The sequence below is a fragment of the Pseudonocardia sp. 73-21 genome (genome assembly GCF_001899645.1).
Classification (GTDB): Bacteria; Actinomycetota; Actinomycetes; order Mycobacteriales; family Pseudonocardiaceae; genus Pseudonocardia.
On the sequence record NZ_MKVV01000064.1, the window covers coordinates 75,567 to 93,222 of the forward strand.

Annotated in this window: 20 protein-coding genes; 13 read left to right on the forward strand and 7 right to left on the reverse strand. The window is 72.9% G+C overall.

Translation table 11 applies throughout. The features are described from left to right. The first annotated feature begins 10 nt into the window (after positions 1 to 10). Positions 11 to 1,261 carry a glucose-1-phosphate adenylyltransferase gene (gene glgC, locus BGP03_RS21545; protein ID WP_296371359.1) on the forward strand — a complete coding sequence of 417 codons (1,251 nt, stop codon included), beginning with the start codon at positions 11 to 13 and terminating at the stop codon, positions 1,259 to 1,261. Here the strand turns inward: glgC and BGP03_RS21550 are convergent. After that, the gene (locus BGP03_RS21550) at positions 1,258 to 1,887 is read right to left on the reverse strand and encodes an O-methyltransferase (RefSeq protein WP_296371357.1); all 630 of its coding nucleotides are present in this window, start codon (positions 1,885 to 1,887) and stop codon (positions 1,258 to 1,260) included. The two genes, glgC and BGP03_RS21550, sit on opposite strands and share 4 nt — an antisense overlap. 241 nt (positions 1,888 to 2,128) lie before the next feature. Between BGP03_RS21550 and sigE the strand changes: the two genes are divergently transcribed. The 4 genes from sigE to tatB all read left to right on the forward strand — a co-directional run bounded on the left by sigE (position 2,129) and on the right by tatB (position 5,524). Further along, positions 2,129 to 2,737, forward strand: coding sequence for an RNA polymerase sigma factor SigE (gene sigE, locus BGP03_RS21555; RefSeq protein ID WP_296371567.1), 609 nt, complete (start codon positions 2,129 to 2,131; stop codon positions 2,735 to 2,737). After that, positions 2,734 to 3,393, forward strand: a complete 660-nt coding sequence (locus tag BGP03_RS21560) for a hypothetical protein (RefSeq protein WP_298799270.1) — start codon at positions 2,734 to 2,736, stop codon at positions 3,391 to 3,393. The genes sigE and BGP03_RS21560 overlap by 4 nt, the downstream gene beginning before the upstream one ends. 95 nt (positions 3,394 to 3,488) lie before the next feature. Continuing rightward, positions 3,489 to 5,078 (forward strand): trypsin-like peptidase domain-containing protein, encoded by a 1,590-nt coding sequence (locus BGP03_RS21565; RefSeq protein WP_298799269.1) that lies wholly within the window; start codon positions 3,489 to 3,491, stop codon positions 5,076 to 5,078. A 17-nt stretch (positions 5,079 to 5,095) separates the two neighbouring features. Further along, positions 5,096 to 5,524, forward strand: a complete 429-nt coding sequence (tatB, locus tag BGP03_RS21570) for a Sec-independent protein translocase protein TatB (RefSeq protein WP_296371352.1) — start codon at positions 5,096 to 5,098, stop codon at positions 5,522 to 5,524. Positions 5,525 to 5,528: 4 nt separating this feature from the next. On the opposite strand, the gene BGP03_RS21575 is transcribed toward tatB, so the two are convergent. Continuing rightward, complete coding sequence (locus tag BGP03_RS21575; RefSeq protein WP_298799268.1) at positions 5,529 to 6,944, reverse strand: amidase; 1,416 nt, start codon at positions 6,942 to 6,944, stop codon at positions 5,529 to 5,531. Continuing rightward, positions 6,941 to 7,948 carry a D-2-hydroxyacid dehydrogenase gene (locus BGP03_RS21580; protein WP_298799267.1) on the reverse strand — a complete coding sequence of 336 codons (1,008 nt, stop codon included), beginning with the start codon at positions 7,946 to 7,948 and terminating at the stop codon, positions 6,941 to 6,943. Before BGP03_RS21580 ends, BGP03_RS21575 begins: the two co-directional genes overlap by 4 nt. A 129-nt stretch (positions 7,949 to 8,077) precedes the next feature. On the opposite strand from BGP03_RS21580, the gene BGP03_RS21585 reads away from it, so the two are divergent. The 5 genes from BGP03_RS21585 (at position 8,078) to BGP03_RS21605 (ending at position 12,132) form a co-directional block, all read left to right on the forward strand. Further along, a complete protein-coding gene (locus BGP03_RS21585) occupies positions 8,078 to 8,602 on the forward strand; it encodes a DUF3830 family protein (RefSeq protein WP_296371347.1) in 525 nt (174 codons plus the stop codon). 41 nt (positions 8,603 to 8,643) lie between these two features. Continuing rightward, entirely contained in the window at positions 8,644 to 9,435 is a 792-nt protein-coding gene (locus tag BGP03_RS21590; protein WP_296371346.1) for an Asp/Glu racemase, read from the forward strand. After that, positions 9,432 to 10,139, forward strand: coding sequence for a maleate cis-trans isomerase (locus BGP03_RS21595; protein WP_298799266.1), 708 nt, complete (start codon positions 9,432 to 9,434; stop codon positions 10,137 to 10,139). The genes BGP03_RS21590 and BGP03_RS21595 overlap by 4 nt, the downstream gene beginning before the upstream one ends. After that, entirely contained in the window at positions 10,139 to 10,813 is a 675-nt protein-coding gene (locus tag BGP03_RS21600; protein WP_296371343.1) for a GntR family transcriptional regulator, read from the forward strand. Before BGP03_RS21595 ends, BGP03_RS21600 begins: the two co-directional genes overlap by 1 nt. Positions 10,814 to 10,887: 74 nt before the next feature. Further along, positions 10,888 to 12,132 (forward strand): aminotransferase class III-fold pyridoxal phosphate-dependent enzyme, encoded by a 1,245-nt coding sequence (locus BGP03_RS21605; RefSeq protein WP_296371341.1) that lies wholly within the window; start codon positions 10,888 to 10,890, stop codon positions 12,130 to 12,132. A 57-nt stretch (positions 12,133 to 12,189) separates the two neighbouring features. Here BGP03_RS21605 and BGP03_RS21610 read toward each other — a convergent pair whose 3' ends face one another. Then, positions 12,190 to 13,332: an Mrp/NBP35 family ATP-binding protein gene (locus BGP03_RS21610; protein ID WP_296371340.1), complete on the reverse strand. Its 1,143-nt coding sequence runs from the start codon at positions 13,330 to 13,332 to the stop codon at positions 12,190 to 12,192. 96 nt (positions 13,333 to 13,428) lie between these two features. Here BGP03_RS21610 and BGP03_RS21615 point away from each other — a divergent pair, with 96 nt between their 5' ends. Further along, positions 13,429 to 13,893, forward strand: coding sequence for a MarR family transcriptional regulator (locus BGP03_RS21615; RefSeq protein ID WP_296371337.1), 465 nt, complete (start codon positions 13,429 to 13,431; stop codon positions 13,891 to 13,893). Here BGP03_RS21615 and BGP03_RS21620 read toward each other — a convergent pair. Both BGP03_RS21620 and BGP03_RS21625 read right to left on the reverse strand, forming a co-directional pair. Next, positions 13,871 to 14,392, reverse strand: a complete 522-nt coding sequence (locus BGP03_RS21620; RefSeq protein ID WP_296371335.1) for a DUF1003 domain-containing protein — start codon at positions 14,390 to 14,392, stop codon at positions 13,871 to 13,873. The genes BGP03_RS21615 and BGP03_RS21620 overlap by 23 nt on opposite strands. Positions 14,393 to 14,401: 9 nt before the next feature. After that, a complete protein-coding gene (locus BGP03_RS21625; protein WP_298799264.1) occupies positions 14,402 to 15,712 on the reverse strand; it encodes a CBS domain-containing protein in 1,311 nt (436 codons plus the stop codon). Positions 15,713 to 15,893: 181 nt separating this feature from the next. Between BGP03_RS21625 and BGP03_RS21630 the strand changes: the two genes are divergently transcribed. Further along, entirely contained in the window at positions 15,894 to 16,853 is a 960-nt protein-coding gene (locus BGP03_RS21630) for a CoA ester lyase (RefSeq protein ID WP_296371331.1), read from the forward strand. Between the two features lie 31 nt (positions 16,854 to 16,884). Further along, positions 16,885 to 17,178, forward strand: coding sequence for a hypothetical protein (locus tag BGP03_RS21635; protein ID WP_298799263.1), 294 nt, complete (start codon positions 16,885 to 16,887; stop codon positions 17,176 to 17,178). Positions 17,179 to 17,182: 4 nt separating this feature from the next. Here BGP03_RS21635 and BGP03_RS21640 read toward each other — a convergent pair whose 3' ends face one another. Then, positions 17,183 to 17,566: an SSI family serine proteinase inhibitor gene (locus BGP03_RS21640; RefSeq protein ID WP_296371328.1), complete on the reverse strand. Its 384-nt coding sequence runs from the start codon at positions 17,564 to 17,566 to the stop codon at positions 17,183 to 17,185. Positions 17,567 to 17,656 lie beyond the last annotated feature (90 nt).

The window sequence follows — 17,656 nt, forward strand, 5'->3', positions numbered from 1 at the left end:
TGTCCCCCCTGTGACCGGTGCCCGCATCTCACCCGCCTCGCCCCGCGGCTTCTCGGCCAACGTGCTGGGCATCGTCCTGGCGGGTGGCGAGGGCAAGCGGCTGTGGCCCCTCACGGCCGACCGGGCCAAGCCCGGTGTGCCGTTCGGCGGCAACTACCGCTTGATCGACTTCGTGCTGTCCAACCTGGTCAACGCCGGGCTGCACCGCATCTGTGTGCTCACGCAGTACAAGTCGCACAGCCTCGACCGCCACATCTCCACGACGTGGCGCCTGTCGAGCGTACTCGGGCAGTACATCACCACGGTGCCGGCCCAGCAGCGGCTCGGGCGGCGCTGGTACACCGGCAGCGCCGACGCGATCTTCCAGAGCCTCAACCTGGTCTACGACGAGCGGCCCGACTACATCGCCGTGTTCGGCGCCGACCACGTCTACCGCATGGACCCGGGCCAGATGATCTCCGCGCACATCGAGAGCGGCGCGGGCGTCACCGTGGCCGGCATCCGGGTGCCGCGCGCGGAGGCGAAGGCGTTCGGCTGCATCGCCTCCGACGAGTCCGGCAAGATCACCGAGTTCCTCGAGAAGCCGTCGGACCCGCCGCACGTGCCCGACGACCCCGACGTCACGTTCGCGTCGATGGGCAACTACGTGTTCACCACCGAGGCGCTGCTCGACGCGCTGCGCGTCGACGCCGAGGACAACGACTCCGACCACGACATGGGCGGCGACATCATCCCGCAGCTCGTGGGCCGCGGTGAGGCCAACGTCTACGACTTCGCCGACAACGTGGTGCCCGGCGCCACCGACCGCGACTCGGGCTACTGGCGCGACGTCGGCACGCTCGACGCCTACTACGAGGCCCACACCGACCTGGTCTCGGTGCACCCGATCTTCAACCTCTACAACGAGCGCTGGCCGATCCGCACGGCCATGGCGCCGTTGCCGCCGGCCAAGTTCGTGGAGGGCGGCATCGCGCAGGACTCCATCGTCGGCGCGGGCACGATCATCTCCGGCGCCATCGTGCGCCGGTCGGTGATCAGCCCCAACGTGCGCATCGAGGCCGGGGCCGAGGTGTCGGACTCGGTGGTGCTGCCCGGCACGGTCGTGCGTCGCGGCGCCGTGGTGCGCGGGGCCATCCTCGACAAGAACGTGATCATCCCCGAGGGCGCGCTCGTGGGCGTGGACCTCGCGATGGACCGCGCCCGCTACACCGTGAGCCAGGGCGGCGTCGTGGTGCTGGGCAAGGGCGTCACGGCCCTCTAGGCGAGCTTCACCGCGGCCAGCACCCCGTCGCCCAGCGGCAGCAGGACGGGCACCAGACGCTCGTCGTCGCGCACCTGGCGCGCCACCTCGCGCAGCGCGACGCTTCCGGTGTCCGCGGCCTCGGGGTCGAGCGCCCCCGGGGCCATGACGCCGGCCATCGCCACCACGCCGCCGGGCCGCAGCAGGCGGACCGCCTCGTCGAGGTAGCGGGGGTACTCGGCGGCGGCCGCGTCGACGAACACCAGGTCGTAGCCGCCGTCGGTGAGCCGCGGCAGCACCTCCAGGCCCATCCCGTTGATCAGCCGCAGCCGCGAGGGCCCGTGCCCGCCCGCGAGGAACGCCTGGCGCGCCGCCTTCAGGTTCTCGGGGTCGACGTCGATCGAGGTCAGCACCCCGTCCGCGGCCATGCCGCGCAGCAGCCACAGGCCGCTGACCCCGGCGCCCGTGCCGATCTCCACCACGGCCCTCGCGCCGATGGCGGTGGCGAGGAAGCGCAGGCCCGTGCCCGCTCCGCCGCTGACCGGGATGCAGCCCAGCTCGACCCCGCGGGCGCGCGCGGCCACGAGGACGTCGTCCTCGGCGACGTAACCTTCGACGTGATCGCGCAGGGCGTCCGGGCCTGTCATGGTCAAGAGGCTACTGGTCAGGGTGGTCGCCGAGTTTCACAGACTCTTCTCAGACGGTTCTCACCCAACTGTCACAGGCGTCCGGCACCGTAGGCGGTGTCGGTCGGGGTCGAAGGCCGATGGGTACCGGGAACATTCGTCTCCGGTGCGTCGTTCTCACGACGGCACGACCCGCCGCAGGAGGTACGACCCGATCATGACCGACGGCTCCGCCACGGCAGTGGCTACAGGCCCGGCCGCGATGCTGGACGCCGCAGCTCCTGGCACCGTGCTGCCCGGCGAGGGCGCCGAGTGGACTCCGCCCAGCTGGGACGAGGTCGTCCGGGAGCACGCCGACCGGGTCTACCGGCTCGCCTACCGCCTCACCGGCAACCAGCACGACGCCGAGGACCTCACCCAGGAGACGTTCGTCCGCGTGTTCCGTTCGCTCGCGTCGTACAAGCCCGGCACGTTCGAGGGCTGGTTGCACCGCATCACCACCAACCTCTTCCTGGACATGGTCCGGCGTCGCGCCCGCATCCGGATGGAGGCGCTGCCGGACGACTCCGACCGCATCCCCGGTCAGGGTCCCGAGCCGGAGCAGGTCTTCTCCGACACCCACCTCGACCCGATGTTGCAGGCCGCGCTCGACGAGCTGGCGCCGGAGTTCCGCGCGGCCGTCGTCCTGTGTGACGTGGAGGGCCTCTCCTACGAGGAGATCGGTGCCACCCTGGGCGTCAAACTGGGTACGGTCAGGAGCAGGATCCACCGCGGTCGCGCGGCGCTGCGCAGCTCCATGGAGCGGCGCCGGGCCGAGCAGGCCGCCCTCTCGGTGCACGTCGTCGAGGAGCTGGAGGAGGTTCGCGGGTGAACAGCGAGGGTCGGCGTTTCTCGGTGACACTGCCGGACTGGGGGCAGGACCACCTGTCCCCGGAGGCCGTGGTGGCCTTCGTCGACGACGAGCTGGACGACGGCCCGTTCCTCCGTGCCACCCGCCATCTCGACAGCTGCAACGAGTGCGCCACGCAGGTGGCCGCGCAGGGCCAGGCCCGGTCCGCGTTGCGGTCGGCCGAGTGCCCGAGCCTGCCGTCGTCGCTGATGAGCAGCCTGTTCTCGATCCCGCAGGACACCGAGCTCCCCAGAGCGCCCGCCGGCCTCGCCGTCACCGCCGACGGCCAGTTCGTGTCGGTGCTGCGTCCGGAGCGGGTCCAGCCCGAGCCGCTCCCGCCGGCCGGCCTCACCTCCGACGTCGGCAGGCGCCCCACGGCGCGGAGGATGCGCTTCGGCGCCGGCGCGGCCATGTCCGGCCTCGCGCTGGGCGCCATGGCGCTGGGCGCCACCGGCATCTCCAGCGACCCGTCCACCACCGTCGCGGGCCCCGAGCGGGGCGTGTTCGACGGGGCGGTCCTGGGCGGGTCCACCGTCAACGCCCAGCTCCGCCTCGGCCCCGCCACCGACGCCGCCGCGGTGGCCGACGACATCGCGCAGATGCCCCGCACGCCGGCCACGTTCCTGCGCCGCCCCTGATTCGACGCGGCCCTGACAGACGCGGACTTCACCGCCCCTGAGGCACCCTCATCGGGAGCCCCGTCCGTCCCCGTGCCCAGGAGCGTCCCGCCGCGATGACAGAGCCCGACACCGCGGACGCGCACGACCCCGGTACGCAGGCCGAACCGCCCCGGCTCGGGCCAAGGCCGCTGAGCCGTCCGGTCGTGGACGAGGGCACCGCCCAGATCTTCGGCCGCCCCGACGGCGTCGACGGCGGGTTCGCGGTGGCACCCGACTCCGCACCGGCGCCGAGCACCACCCTCGCCCCGCCGCCTCCCGCCGCGCTGGCCGGGGCGTTCGGCCGTCCCGCCGCCGACACCGACGCGCTCCAGCGGCCGCCGACGAACGGGCACGCGCCGGCGGGCGGCGACCCCTCCGGTGCCGATCCCTCCGGTTCCGATCCCTCGGGTGCCGATCCCTCCGGTGCCGATCCCTTCTGGGACGCCGACGCGGACCGCGATCCGTGGCGCGACCCCGACAGCGCCGTCGCCATGGGCCGCCCGGCCGGGGAGAACCCGACGGAGGGCGTCACCGCGCGCGGTGAGGGGGCCCGGCTGAGCCTGCGCGAGGTGCTGTTCGGCCGGCGCGTGCACCCGCGGGCCCTCGCCGTGCTGGGCGTGCTCGCGCTGCTCGTCGGCGCCGTGGGCGGGCTCGTCGGCCGCTACACCGCCGAGGGCGCGTCCAGCCTCACCGAGCCCGAGCCGACCATCACCCAGGCGCTGCCGGGCAAGGAGCGCCCGCCCGGGTCGGTGGCCGACATCGCCCGGCGCACGGTGCCCGCCGTGGTCTCCATCGAGATCCGGGTGGGCGACCAGGGCGGCACCGGCTCCGGCGTGGTGATCGACCCGTCCGGCTACGTCCTCACCAACAACCACGTCGTCTCCTCGGCCGTCGGTGCCGACGGCGCCACGATCGAGGCCGTCTTCCAGGACGGCACACGCACCCCCGCCCGCATCGTCGGCCGCGACCCGAAGACCGACCTCGCCGTCGTCAAGGTCGAGGTGGCCAACCCCGTGGTGGCCACCATCGGCTCGTCCGCGGGGCTCACCGTCGGCGACGGCGTGATCGCCATCGGGTCGCCGCTGGGCCTGGCCGGCACCGTCACCGACGGCATCGTCAGCGCCCTCAACCGCCCCGTCCGGCTCGACGGCGGCGCCAGCGACACCAACGCCGTGATCGACGCGATCCAGACCGACGCCGCGATCAACCCCGGCAACTCCGGGGGGCCGCTCGTGGACTCCACCGGCGCCGTCGTCGGCATCAACACCGCGATCCGCAGCCTCGGGCAGGGCCAGGGCGCCGGCGGCGAGGGCGGCTCCATCGGTCTCGGGTTCGCCATCCCCATCGACGACGCCCGGGTCATCGCCGACGAGCTGATCAGGACGGGGGTGGCCAAGCACGCGGAGATCGGCATCAACGCGCGCTCGGTCAGCGACGTCACCACCGAGGGCGCACAGGTGCAGAACGTCAAGCAGGGCGGGGCCGCGGCGCAGGCCGGCATCGTCGAGGGCGACGTGATCGTCAAGGTCGGCGACCGGTCCATCGGCGGGGCCGACGAGCTCGCCGTCGCCGTCTCCGAGCGCAACCCGGGCGAGACGGTGCAGGTCCAACTGGTGCGGGCCGGCCGGCCTCTGACGTTGCCGGTGGTCCTCACGTCCGACTGAGGCCGTATGGTGGTGACATGTTCGAGAGCGTCGGGTGGGGCGAGATCCTCGTCCTGATCGTGGCCGGTCTCTTCATCCTGGGCCCGGAGCGGCTGCCCTCGGCCGCGGCGTGGCTCGGCAAGAGCATCCGTCAGGTCAAGGAGTACGCGAGCGGCGCACGCGAGCAGCTGCGCGGTGAGTTCGGCCCGGAGTTCGACGAGCTGCGCAAGCCACTCGAGGAGCTCCGCGGGCTGCGCAACTTCAACCCCCGCACCGCGGCCACCAATGCCCTGTTCGGCGACGACACGCCCGTCAAGCCCAACGGCTTCGGCACCGCCCCCCAGAGCGTGACGAACGGCAGCAGCGGCAGCAGCGGCAGCAGCGGTATCGACATGTCGAAGCCCCCGGCGGCGCCGGAGGCCCTGGCGAAGAACGAGCGCCCCCCGATCGACGACGACGCCACCTGAGCCCCTACCCCAGCATCGGGGGTCGCTTCAGGTGCCAGTCCGTCGCCTGCTGGTAGGCGTGTGCCGCCGACAGGACCAGTCCGTCCGCGTGCCGGGCGCCGACGATCTGCAGGCCCACCGGCAGGCCACCCACGAAGCCGCAGGGCACGCTCGCGGCCGGTTGCTGCGTCATGTTGAACGGGTAGGTGAACGGCGTCCAGGTGGTCCAGCGCTCGCCGGTCCAGCCCAACGGCACCTCGACGCCCTTCTCGAACGCGGTGATCGGCAGCGTCGGGGTGAGCAGCAGGTCGAAGCGCGAGTGGAACCCGCCCATCAGGATGCCGAGCTCGTTGCGCACGGCCATGGCCCCGAGGTAGTCCACCGCGCTGGTACGGGCGCCCTGCTCGGCCACCGCGAGGAGACCGGGGTCGAGGCGGGCGCGCTCGTCGGCGCCGAGGTGCTCGATGCTCTTCGCGGCCCCGGCGAACCAGAGCGTCTCGAACGCGGCGATCGGGTCGGCGAACCCGGGCTCGACCTCCTCCACCCGGGCGCCCAGCGCCGCGAAGATGTCCACGGCCGCGGCGAACGCGGCCGCGACGCCGGGGTCGACCACGGCGTGGCCCAGCGCGGGGCTGACGGCGATGCGCAGGCCCGCCATCGACCGTCCGAGCTGCTCGACGGTCGGCGCCGCCGGCGCCAGGGCCCACGGGTCGCGGGTGTCCGGCTCGGCCATCACGTCGAGCAGCAGCGCGGCGTCGGCGGCCGTGCGCGTCATCGGGCCGGCGTGGGCGAGCGTGCCGAACGGGCTCGCCGGGTAGAGCGGGGCACGGCCGTAGGTGGGCTTGATCGTGGTCGTGCCGGTGAAGGCAGCCGGGATGCGCACGGAGCCGCCGCCGTCGGTGCCGAGGCTCAGCGGCCCCATCCCGAGCGCGACGGCCGCGGCGCTGCCGCCCGACGACCCGCCCGACGTGCGCGAGGGGTCCCAGGGGTTGCCGGTGGCGCCGGTCAGCGGGGAGTCGGTGACGCCCTTCCAGCCCAGCTCCGGGGTGGTGGTCTTCCCGACGACCACGCCGCCGTGGGCGCGCACGCGGGCGACCGCCGGCGCGTCGAGCACCCAGGGGCCGGCCGGGTCGATCGAGTGCGAGCCGCGCAGGGTGGGGTGGCCCGCCGTGAGGAACAGGTCCTTGACCGAGACCGGCACGCCGTCGATCCGGCCCCGGGGTTCCCCGCGCTGCCAGCGCCGCTCGGACGCCCGGGCCGCGTCGAGCGCGCCGTCGGCGTCGAGCAGGCAGAACGCGTTGACCTGCGGATCGAGGCGCAGGATGCGGTCGAGCACGGCCTTCGTGGCCTCGACGGGGGAGAGCTCGCCGGTGCGGTAGGCGCTGAGGAGCTCGGCGGCGGTGAGATCGGCCGCGCTGCGGGCGACGGTGGGGCTGCTCACGAACTGCCTCCTGTGGTGCTGATGGGCGGGCTCGTGGCCTCGCCCGACGTGACGTAGCCGAGCGACTTGTCCACCACGTTGTGGAGGGGTTCGCCCGCGCGGTAGCGGGCGAGGTTGGCGGTGAAGACGTCGGCGAGGGCGCGGCGCCAGCCGATGGTGTCACCGGACATGTGGGGCGAGACGATGACACCGGGCAGGTCCCACAGGGGAGAGTCCATCACCAGGGGCTCCTGCGCCACCACGTCGAGGGCCGCCCCGGCGATCCGGCCCTCGCGCAGTGCGTCCACGAGGTCCGGCTCGACGACCAGCCCGCCGCGGCCGACGTTGATCACCCGGGCCCGGGCGGGCAGCGCGGCCAGCGCCGCCGCGTCGAGCATCCCGCGGGTGGCGTCGGTGAGCGGGGCGGCGAGCACGAGCCAGTCGGCGGTGGGGAGCAGCCCGGGCAGGTCGTCGAACGGGTGGACGCCGTCGGCGGCGCGGCGCCCGACGAGGTCGACGGTGACACCGACCGCCCCGAGCATCCGCGCGATGGCATGCCCGATCGGCCCGCTGCCCACCACGACGGCCCGGGTTCCGGCCACCACCTGCGTCTCGCGGTGGTGCCAGTCGTGGCGCGCCTGCGCCGCGAGTGTGCCGGGCAGGTCCTTCGCCATCGCCAGGACCAGGCCCAGCACGTACTCGGCCATGGGCGCGTCGAACACGCCGCGGGAGTTGGTCAGGGCCACGTCGGAGTCGAGCAGGCCCGGGAACAGCAGGCGGTCGACCCCGGCGCTGGCGGTGTGCACCCAGCGCAGGTCGGACGTGTCGGTGGTGGGCCAGGCGTCACGGACGGCGTCGGAGAGGAAGTCCCACACCAGCAGCACCTCGGTGCCGGGCAGGGCCTTCGCGAGGCCGTCGGCGTCGGTGACCAGGCGGACGCCGTCAAGATCGAGATGTGGCGGGGGATCGTCGCTGTGCAGGACGGTGAGCGCCGAGAGGGGCCGCTGAGCTGCGGAAACGGACAAGCTGGGGTGTCCTTCGAACGTCGGGCCCGGATGTTTGACACGCTAGGAACCGCTCGTATGATTGTCAACAATCCGCGGCGCTGCGGCGGCTGTATCCCTGAACGCCCTGCTACCGCCGGGAGTGGCCCCATGTCCAAACTCATCCGCATCACCCTCGAGAAGCGCGGCGTCTCGTGCGTCGCCGAGCTGCTCGAGAAGGAAGCGCCCCGCACCAGCGCGGCCGTCTGGGAGGCCCTCGCCGAGGCGCCCCTGGGCGGGCCCGCGCAGCACGCGAAGTACGCCCGCAACGAGGTGTACTCGATCGTCCGGCGCTTCGGCCCGAAGATCGGCCACGAGAACACCACCGTGACCCCGATCCCCGGTGACGTCTGCTACTTCGACTTCGCGGGCGGCGTGCTGGACGCGTCGTTCAAGGAGGACCAGGACATCGACCAGGTCGAGGGTGGCATCGACCTGGCGATCTTCTACGGGCGCAACAACCTGCTGATGAACGGCGACATCGGCTGGGTGCCGGGCAACGTCTACGCCACGATCGTGGACGGTCTGCCCGCGATGGCCGAGGCCTGCCACGACGTCTGGCGCTCGGGCAGCGTGGGCGAGAAGCTCGTCTACTCGCGCCTCGAGGCGTCCTCGCCGCGATCCGTCGCCGACTGATGCCCACCGAGCTGTCGGTCGGCCACACTGCCTCCGAGAACATGTCTGGACCCACGTCCCAGCACGGCATCGGCGTCGTCGCCCCGTTCGACTTCGCGCTCGACCGCGAGCTCTGGCGCTGGGTGCCCGAGGACATCTCGCTCTACCTCACCCGCCTGCCGTTCTTCACGACGCCGATGACCGTCGAGATGGCGGTGGCCTGCGGCGACCGCCGCGCGATGCGCCGCGCCACCCGCGACGTCCTCACGCCGGAGCCCGCCGTCGTCGCGTACGCGTGCACGTCCGGCAGCTTCGTCGACGGTGCGCTGGGCGAGCAGGTGCTGCGGCGCACGATGCTCGACGCCGGGGCGCCCGCGGCCTGCACCACGTCCGGGGCGCTGATCGATGCGCTCGCCGTGCTCGGGGTGAACCGGATCGCGATCGCCACGCCGTACGTCGAGCCGGTCACGCGCCGGCTGGTCGGGTTCCTGTCGGAGAGCGGCGTGCGCACCGTGTCGTGCGAGGGGCTCGGGCTGCTCGGCAACATCTGGCGCGTCACGTACGCGCAGGTGGTGGACGTCGTGCAGGCCGCCGACTGCGACGACGCGGAGGCGCTGTTCATCAGCTGCACCAACGTGCCCACCTACGACCTCATCGAGCCGCTGGAGCAGGCGCTCGGCAAGCCCGTGCTCACCGCCAACCAGGTGACGATGTGGGCCGCGCTGCGGGCCATGGGCCGCACGGCGGTGGGTGGTGGGCGGCTGCTGGCCGCCGGCCTCGGTGGCCCGGTCGGCATCGCCCCCGTGGACGGCCCCGGACTGGTGGCCGTCCCCGACCAGACAGGAGCTGCATGAACAAGACCGTCGGGATCCTCTACCCCGGTTACTCGGCCGAGGACGACTACCCGCTCGCCGAGAAGCTGCTCGGCGGCCCGGCGCTGCCGCTGGTGCACACCGAGATGCGGGTCGACGCCCACCGCGTCGACGCCCTGCTCGACATCGGCGGCGACGACGTGCTGGCCGCCGGGTGGAAGGAGCTCCCGCAGCCGCTCGACGCCGTGGTGTGGGCCTGCACCAGCGGCAGCTTCGTCTTCGGCTGGGACGGCGCGGCGGCGCAGGTCGCGGCGCTGCGGGGCACCGCGGGGGTGCCGGCGTCGAGCACGTCGTTCGCGTTCGTCGACGCGTGCGCGCACCTGGACGTCGCGAAGGTGGCGGTCGGCGCCACCTACCCCGACGACGTGGCCGCCCGGTTCGTCGACTTCCTGGCCTCGGCCGGCATCGAGGTGCTGACGCGGTCGTCGCGGGGGATCGTCACGGCCGCGGAGGTGGGCACGCTCCCGCCCGAGACCGTGCTCGACTTCGCCGCGGCGGCCGACCACCCCGACGCCGACGCCGTGCTGCTGCCCGACACCGCGCTGCACACCATCGGTCTGCTCGACGCGCTGGAGGAGCGGGTGGGCAAGCCGGTGCTCACGGCCAACCAGGTCAGCATCTGGCAGGGACTCCGGCTCGCCGGGGCCGCCGATCCCCGGCCGGGCTTCGGCGCCCTGTTCCGGTGATGGACCTCACGGGTCTGGAGCCGGTCGAGCGCCGCTCCACCGCCGCCATCGTCGCCGACCGGCTGCGTGAGGCGATCATGCGCGGCACGTTCCCACCCGGTACCCAGCTCGGTGAGGTGGAGCTGGCCACGCGGTTGGGGGTCAGCCGCGGGCCGTTGCGCGAGGCCATGCAGTGGCTCGTGGCGGAGGGGCTGCTGCGCAGCGTCCGCAACCGCGGGCTGTTCGTCCGTGATCTCGACGCCGCTGACGTCCGCGACGTCTACGCGGCCCGCGCGGCCGTCGAGCGGGCGGCGGGTCTGCTGCTCATCGCGGGGGACCGGGCGGCCGCCGTGGTCCGGCTGAGCGCGTCCCTGGCCGCGATGGAGGCCGCCGCGGGTGACCCGGTGGCCCTCGCCGACGCCGACCACGCCTTCCACCACGAGCTCGTGGCCGCGTCGGGCAGCCCGCGGCTGCAGCGCATGGCCGACACGCTGCTCGTGGAGACACGGATGTGCCTGGCGGCGTTGCAGGACAACCCACCCCCCGCCGAGGACCTGCTCGCCGAGCACCGGGCGCTGCTCGACGCCGTCCGCACCGGGGACGTGGCCCGCCTGACGACCGTGCTGGAGGCGCACATGGCCGACGCGGTGGACCGCATCCTCGCGCCGGCCGGGGAGTCCGCGGTGTCGGCCTGACCCTTGTCCGGGAGCGCCACGGCGTGCTTCCATCGACGCAGATTGTCAACAATTCGACAACCTTGGAGCTCCCCATGGCCCAGCTGTCCCCCCTCCTCAAGCAGGCGACGCCGGTGCAGGTCGCCCGCGGCGAGGGCGTGTACCTCCACGACACCGACGGCCGCCGTCACCTGGACTTCACCGCCGGCATCGGCGTCACGAGCACCGGGCACTGCCACCCGCGCGTGGTCGCGGCGGCGCAGGAGCAGGTGGCCACGCTGATCCACGGCCAGTACACGACGGTCATGCACCAGCCGCTGCGCAGGCTCACCGAGCGCCTCGGCGACGTGCTGCCGCCCGCGCTGGACAGCGTGTTCTTCCTGAACTCGGGCAGCGAGGCCGTCGAGGCGTCGGTGCGGCTGGCCCGGCACGCCACCGGCCGTCCGATGATCGTCGCGTTCGACGGCGGGTTCCACGGCCGCACGATGGGCGCCGCGGCGCTCACCACGTCGGGGGCGAAGATCCGCGCCGGCCTGGGCCCCATGATGGGCGGCGTGGCGTTCGCGCCGTTCCCGTACGCGTTCCGGTACGGCTGGAGCGAGGAGGAGACCGTCGCGTTCTGCCTCCGCGAGCTGGACCGGCTGCTGATCACGGCCGCGCCCGCGTCGGACGTCGCGGCGTTCATCGTGGAGCCGGTGCTCGGTGAGGGCGGCTACGTGCCCACCCCGCCCGCGTTCCTGGAGGGCCTGCGCGAGCGCGCCGACGTCCACGGGATCCTGCTCATCGCCGACGAGGTGCAGACCGGGTTCGGGCGCACCGGCAGGTTCTGGGGCCACCAGTTCTCATCGGTCACGCCGGATATCCTGATCACGGCGAAGGGCCTGGCCAGCGGGTTCCCGCTCTCGGGCATCGCGGCGTCGGCGGAGCTGATGGCGAAGGCGAAGCCGGGCTCGCAGGGCGGCACCTACGGCGGCAACGCCGTGGCCTGCGCCGCGGCCCTGGCCACGATCGACGTGATCGAGGACGAGGGCCTCGTCGCCAACGCGGGGGAGCAGGGCCTGCGGCTGCTGGAGGGGCTGCGCAAGGTGGCGGCCGACCACCCCGGTATCGCCGACGTCCGCGGCCTGGGCCTGATGGTGGGCAACGAGTTCTGCCACGCCGACGGCACCCCCGACGCGGAGGGGGCGGCGAGGGCGCACGCGGCGGCGACGGAGAAGGGCCTGCTCCTGCTCACCTGCGGACCGTTCGGCAACGTCGTGCGCATGATCCCGCCGCTGATCGTGACGGCCGATCAGGTGGACGAGGGCGTGGCCCTGTGGCGCGAGGCCTTGACCGGCTGACGCCGGGGTCGTGCGCGGATATCAGTGCCAGGGCACTGATATCCGCGCACAGGCGCGTCAGCGCTTCGTGACCGGGCTGATGTTCAGGCTCATCCCGGCCAGGCCGCGGGCCCGCGTGGTGAGCTTGTTCGAGATGGCCTGCAGCGCCTTCGCCGCGGGGGCGTCGGGGTTCGCCAGGACGATGGGGGTGCCTTCGTCGCCGCACTCGCGGACGCGGGTCTCCAGCGGGACCTGGCCCAGCAGGGACACCGGCGCGCCCAGGCTCTTCGTCAGCGAGTCGGCCACCGTCTGGCCGCCGCCGCTGCCGAAGACCTCCATGCGGGAGCCGTCGGGCAGCTCCATCCAGCTCATGTTCTCGACGACACCGGCGATGCGCTGGCGCGTCTGCAGGGCGATGGAGCCGGCTCGCTCGGCCACCTCGGCCGCGGCCTGCTGCGGCGTGGTGACCACGAGCAGTTCGGCGTTGGGGATGAGCTGCGCCGTGGAGATGGCGATGTCGCCGGTGCCGGGCGGCAGGTCCAGCAGCAGGACGTCGAGGTCGCCCCAGTAGACGTCGGCGAGGAACTGCTGCAGCGCGCGGTGCAGCATCGGGCCACGCCACACCACCGCCTCGTTGCCGGGGGTGAACATGCCGATCGAGATGACCTTCACGCCGTGCGCCTGCGGCGGCATGATCATGTTCTCGACCTTGGTGGGCACGTCGGTGGTGCCCAGCATCCGCGGCACCGAGTGGCCGTAGATGTCGGCGTCCACGACGCCCACCGACAGGCCGCGCGCGGCCATCGCCGCGGCCAGGTTCACCGTGACCGACGACTTGCCGACGCCGCCCTTGCCCGACGCCACGCAGTAGACGCGGGTCAGTGAACCGGGCTGGGCGAACGGGATCACCGGATCCGCGGAGTCGCCGCGCAGGCCCTTGCGCAGCTCGGTGCGCTGCTCGTCGTTCATGACGTCGAGCTCCACCTGCACGCCGGTGACGCCGGCGACGGCCGACACGGCCTCGGTGACCCGCTTGGTGATCGTGTCGCGCATCGGACAGCCGGCGACGGTCAGGTAGACGCCGATCGTGGCGAGGCCGTCGGGGGACACCGCCACACCCTTGACCATCCCCAGCTCGGTGATGGGCTTGTGGATCTCGGGATCGTCGACGCCCGCGAGCGCGGCGTGGACGGCCTCTTCGATGGTGGTGGTTGCGGACATCACGAGCCTTCCCTCTGCACAGATCCACGGCTTCCGCCGCGACTCGCCCCATGCTACGGCCGCACCGGCGACGCCCACGTCCGTAGGATGGCCTCGGTGACGGACGCAACGGCGGCCGCGGCAGCCCGCCGCAGCCCCACCCAGAACCAGCTGGACGCCTGGCGTTCGTTCCTGAGGGCTCACGCCACCATCACCCGCACGCTGGAGGCCGAGCTCGAATCCGAGCAGAAGCTCTCGCTCGCCGCCTACGACGTGCTGGTGCAGCTCGCGGAGGCCCCGGGCCGGCAGCTGCGGATGACCGAGCTGGCCGACGCGGTGCTGCTGTCCCGTTCGGGGGTCACCCGGCTGGTGGACCGCATGGAGCGTTCCGGACTCGTGTCGCGCTGCCCGGTGGAGAGCGACGGGCGCGGCGTGGCCGCCGCGCTGACCGAGGCCGGGCTCAACCGCCTGCGCGTCGCGTCGCGCACCCACCTGGCCGGGGTGGTGACCCACTTCGCGGCCCGCCTCGACGAGGACGACCTCGCCGCCCTCGACCGGATCAGCCGTCGCCTGGCCGGGTGAGCTTCACCTTCCGCTTGCGGACCCGCTCGGACGGCCGCGCGTCGAGGCGTTCGCCCAGCTTCTCCAGCTCGCTGCGCAGGTAGTCGCGGGTGACGACCTCGCCCACCGCCAGCCGCAGCGCCACGAGCTCGCGGGCCAGGTACTCGGTGTCGGCCTTGGTGCGCTCCGCGCGGGCGCGGTCCTCGTCCAGGGCGACGCGGTCGCGGTCGTCCTGCCGGTTCTGCGCCAGCAGGATCAGCGGGGCGGCGTAGGCGGCCTGCGTGGAGAACGCCAGGTTGAGCAGGATGAACGGGTAGGGGTCCCACTGCCACTGCACCGCCACCACGTTCAGGGCGATCCAGAAGAACACGATCACCGTCTGGATCGCGAGGAACCGGCCGGTGCCCAGGAACCGGGCGATCCGCTCCGAGAACCGGGCGAACCCGTCCGGGTCGATCTCGAAACGGCTGCGGCCCAGCCGGGGCTGGTCCAGCTTCCGCCGCTGTGTTATCTCGGGCATGGGGCGCTCTCAGGCATCGGCCACCTCGATCGGTTCCCGGTGGTTCGTCTCGGGTCGGTGGCTCTCGCCGTCGCGCTCGCGACCGTCGTCGGTCAGGCGGTCGCGCCAGTCCGCGGGCAGCAGGTGTTCGAGCACGTCGTCGACGGTGACGGCGCCGAGCAGGTGGTCCTCGTCGTCGACGACCGGGCCGGCCACCAGGTTGTAGGCGGCGAGGTAGCGGGTGATCTCGCTGAGCGTGGCGTCCGGGGACAGGCGGGCGAGGTCGGTGTCGATGACGGCCGCCACCAGCTCGAACGGGGCCTCGCGCAGCAGCCGTTGGACGTGCGCGCAGCCGAGGTAGCGGCCCGTCGGCGTCTCGGCGGGGGCGCGGCAGACGAACACCATGCTGGCCAGCGCGGGCGGGATGTCGGGGTTGCGGATGCGGGCCAGCGCCTCCGCGACGGTGGCGTCCGGGCGCAGGATGATCGGCTCGGGCGTCATGAGACCACCGGCCGTGTCCGACGAGTACGACAGCAGGCGCCGGACGGGCTCCGAGTCCTCGGGCTCCATCAGCTCCAGCAGGGCCGCGGCGTCGGCGTCGGACATCTCGCCGAGCAGGTCGGCGGCGTCGTCGGGCGACATCGCCTCCAGCACGTCGGCGGCCCGCTCGACCTCCAGGTGGGCCAGCAGGGCGCGCTGGTCGTCCTCGGACATCTCCTCGAAGATGTCGGCGAGGCGCTCGTCGTCGAGGGCGTCGATCACCTCGAACTGCCGCTTCTCGGGCAGCTCCGAGAGCGTGGACGCGACGTCGGCCGGGCGCATGGTCTCGAACACCGACAGCAGGCCCGCGGTGCCCTGACGGTCGGTCAGGGTCAGGCCGCTGACGGCGTTCCAGGTCAGCACCTGCACCTCGCCGCGGCGCGCGAGGCGGTGGCGCCGGACCCGCACGGCCAGCCGCCCGACCACCCAGTCCCGCGACCGGGTCGGCTCGACGGCGGCGTCGACCACCACGGCGTCGGTGCCGGACTCGATGATCCGCACCTGCGCGTCGAGCAGCTGCCCGAGCACGAGCGTCTCGTTGGGCCGTTGGGCGAAGCCGCGCAGGCTCACCGACCCCGTGGACAGCGTGACGGCGACCGGGTCGATCGCGGTGACCCGCAGCATCGGCACGAAGATCCGTCGCCGGGTGACCATCTCGACGACCATGCCGAGCACCCGGGGCGGGCTCGCGTCGACCCGCAGGCTCACGACGAGGTCGCGCACCTTGCCGATCCGCTCGCCGTCCGGGCCGAAGACGGGCAGCCCGGCCAGCCGCGCGACGAAGACCCGCTCGGTACCCATACCGCGCAGCCTAGGGTCCGCGACTTGTTGGCCTGCCGTTGGAGGACCGCCCGCATGGTGGAATCAGGGACGACTGCGTGAGAAACCAATCACCTCGGGCGGCTCGGGCGCCGCGGACGTGCCAGCATCCTCGCCAGCACCGGATCTCGACTCTTGACGATCTCGACGAGGAGTTCACCCGATGACCAACCAGTTGCGCCCCCGCCGGTCCTGCCTGGCGGTGCCCGGATCCAGCCAGAAGTTCATCGACAAGGCCCGCACGCTGAACTCGGACCAGATCTTCCTGGACCTCGAGGACGCCTGCGCGCCGCTGGCCAAGCCGGGTGCGCGCAAGACGATCGTCGCGGCGCTGAACGAGGGCGGCTGGGGCGAGAAGATCCGCGTCGTCCGGGTGAACGACTGGACCACCGAGTGGACCTACCGCGACGTCACCGAGGTCGTGGAGGGCGCGGGCGCCAACCTCGACGCGATCATGCTGCCCAAGGTGCAGACGCCCGAGCAGGTCGTCGCCCTGGACCTGCTGCTCACCCAGATCGAGAAGTCGCTGGGCTACGAGGTCGGCAGGATCGGGATCGAGGCGCAGATCGAGAACGCGCTGGGCCTGATCAACGTGGACAAGATCGCGACGGCCAGCCCGCGCGTCGAGACCATCATCTTCGGCCCGGCCGACTTCATGGCGTCGATCAACATGAAGAGCCTCGTGGTGGGCGAGCAGCCCCCCGGCTACGACGTGGGCGACGCCTACCACCACATCCTCATGAGCATCCTCATGGCGGCCCGCGCCCACGACAAGCAGGCCATCGACGGCCCGTTCCTGCAGATCCGCGACGTCGAGGCGTTCACGCGCGTGGCCGGCCGCTCCGCCGCCCTGGGCTACGACGGCAAGTGGGTGCTGCACCCCGGCCAGATCGACGCGGCCAACGAGACCTTCAGCCCCACCCAGAAGGACTACGACCACGCCGAGAACATCCTCGACGCCTACGAGTACTTCACCTCCGAGGCCGGCGGCAAGAAGGGCTCGGCGATGATCGGCGACGAGATGATCGACGAGGCGTCGCGGAAGATGGCGCTGGTGATCTCGGGCAAGGGCCGCGCCGCGGGCATGGAGCGGACGGACAAGTGGACCCCGCCGGAGAGCTGACCGCCGACGCACGTGGTCCCGCGGACGCGGCATGACCGACGAGCCCAACCCCTGGGCGGTGTCGATCGAGGAGCAGACGGGCGCGAAGAACAAGCGGCAGTGGCATCTCACCGCCGTGCGCCGCTACCCCGACTGCGCCACCGCCCGGGGCGAGGCCGAGCGCATCGCGCGCACCCACGTCCCGGAGAACCCCGCCTCGCCCGTGGAGCGCATGGTGATGTGCAGCGACCCCGACGCGTTCCTCGTGGCGCTGCGGGGCCGGCTGGGCGGGGTGTTCCACATGCGGGTGTCGGTGTGGGAGGTCGTCGGCCTGTACGAGCGGTGACGGCTCAGCCGGCGCCGAACACCGCGGCCAGGGTGTTCCAGCGGTTGATCTCACAGCCGTCGGTGCGCTCGTAGCCCGCGTTCACCGGCGTGCCCCGCCAGGTGCCCACGATGGTGGCCGTCTGCGGGCCGCCGTAGATCTCGGTGCAGGCCACGTCGGCCGGTTTCGGGGCGAACGGGTCGCCGGCCGCGTCGACGGCGGCGCAGGCCGCGGCGGGCTGCGGGTGGTCGCCGCCGGGGGGATCGCAGGTGAGCGTCCAGGTGCGGGGGGCGGCGCCGACGTCGTCGACCACCGTGACGGTGAGCCTGCTCGCCGACCGTTCCCGGGCGGTGCTCCCGCACGCCGCCAGCACCAGAGCCGCGAGGAGCAGCGCCGCCGTGAACCGCATGGCGCCAGTGTGCCGTGCGGGCGGGTGAGGACCTTCACAGCCTGTTGGGCGCGCTAGGTATGCCACGCGGGAGATACTGCGAACCGACAA

What these genes read in the sequence shown, in the direction of transcription:
- BGP03_RS21550 (WP_296371357.1), bottom strand. Translation starts at nt 1,887, where the DNA reads ATGACAGGCCCGGACGCCCTGCGCGATCACGTCGAAGGTTACGTCGCC.
- sigE (WP_296371567.1), top strand. Translation starts at nt 2,129, where the DNA reads ATGCTGGACGCCGCAGCTCCTGGCACCGTGCTGCCCGGCGAGGGCGCC.
- BGP03_RS21565 (WP_298799269.1), top strand. Translation starts at nt 3,489, where the DNA reads ATGACAGAGCCCGACACCGCGGACGCGCACGACCCCGGTACGCAGGCC.
- tatB (WP_296371352.1), top strand. Translation starts at nt 5,096, where the DNA reads ATGTTCGAGAGCGTCGGGTGGGGCGAGATCCTCGTCCTGATCGTGGCC.
- BGP03_RS21585 (WP_296371347.1), top strand. Translation starts at nt 8,078, where the DNA reads ATGTCCAAACTCATCCGCATCACCCTCGAGAAGCGCGGCGTCTCGTGC.
- BGP03_RS21590 (WP_296371346.1), top strand. Translation starts at nt 8,644, where the DNA reads ATGTCTGGACCCACGTCCCAGCACGGCATCGGCGTCGTCGCCCCGTTC.
- BGP03_RS21595 (WP_298799266.1), top strand. Translation starts at nt 9,432, where the DNA reads ATGAACAAGACCGTCGGGATCCTCTACCCCGGTTACTCGGCCGAGGAC.
- BGP03_RS21600 (WP_296371343.1), top strand. Translation starts at nt 10,139, where the DNA reads ATGGACCTCACGGGTCTGGAGCCGGTCGAGCGCCGCTCCACCGCCGCC.
- BGP03_RS21605 (WP_296371341.1), top strand. Translation starts at nt 10,888, where the DNA reads ATGGCCCAGCTGTCCCCCCTCCTCAAGCAGGCGACGCCGGTGCAGGTC.
- BGP03_RS21610 (WP_296371340.1), bottom strand. Translation starts at nt 13,332, where the DNA reads ATGTCCGCAACCACCACCATCGAAGAGGCCGTCCACGCCGCGCTCGCG.
- BGP03_RS21620 (WP_296371335.1), bottom strand. Translation starts at nt 14,392, where the DNA reads ATGCCCGAGATAACACAGCGGCGGAAGCTGGACCAGCCCCGGCTGGGC.
- BGP03_RS21625 (WP_298799264.1), bottom strand. Translation starts at nt 15,712, where the DNA reads ATGGGTACCGAGCGGGTCTTCGTCGCGCGGCTGGCCGGGCTGCCCGTC.
- BGP03_RS21630 (WP_296371331.1), top strand. Translation starts at nt 15,894, where the DNA reads ATGACCAACCAGTTGCGCCCCCGCCGGTCCTGCCTGGCGGTGCCCGGA.
- BGP03_RS21635 (WP_298799263.1), top strand. Translation starts at nt 16,885, where the DNA reads ATGACCGACGAGCCCAACCCCTGGGCGGTGTCGATCGAGGAGCAGACG.
- BGP03_RS21640 (WP_296371328.1), bottom strand. Translation starts at nt 17,566, where the DNA reads ATGCGGTTCACGGCGGCGCTGCTCCTCGCGGCTCTGGTGCTGGCGGCG.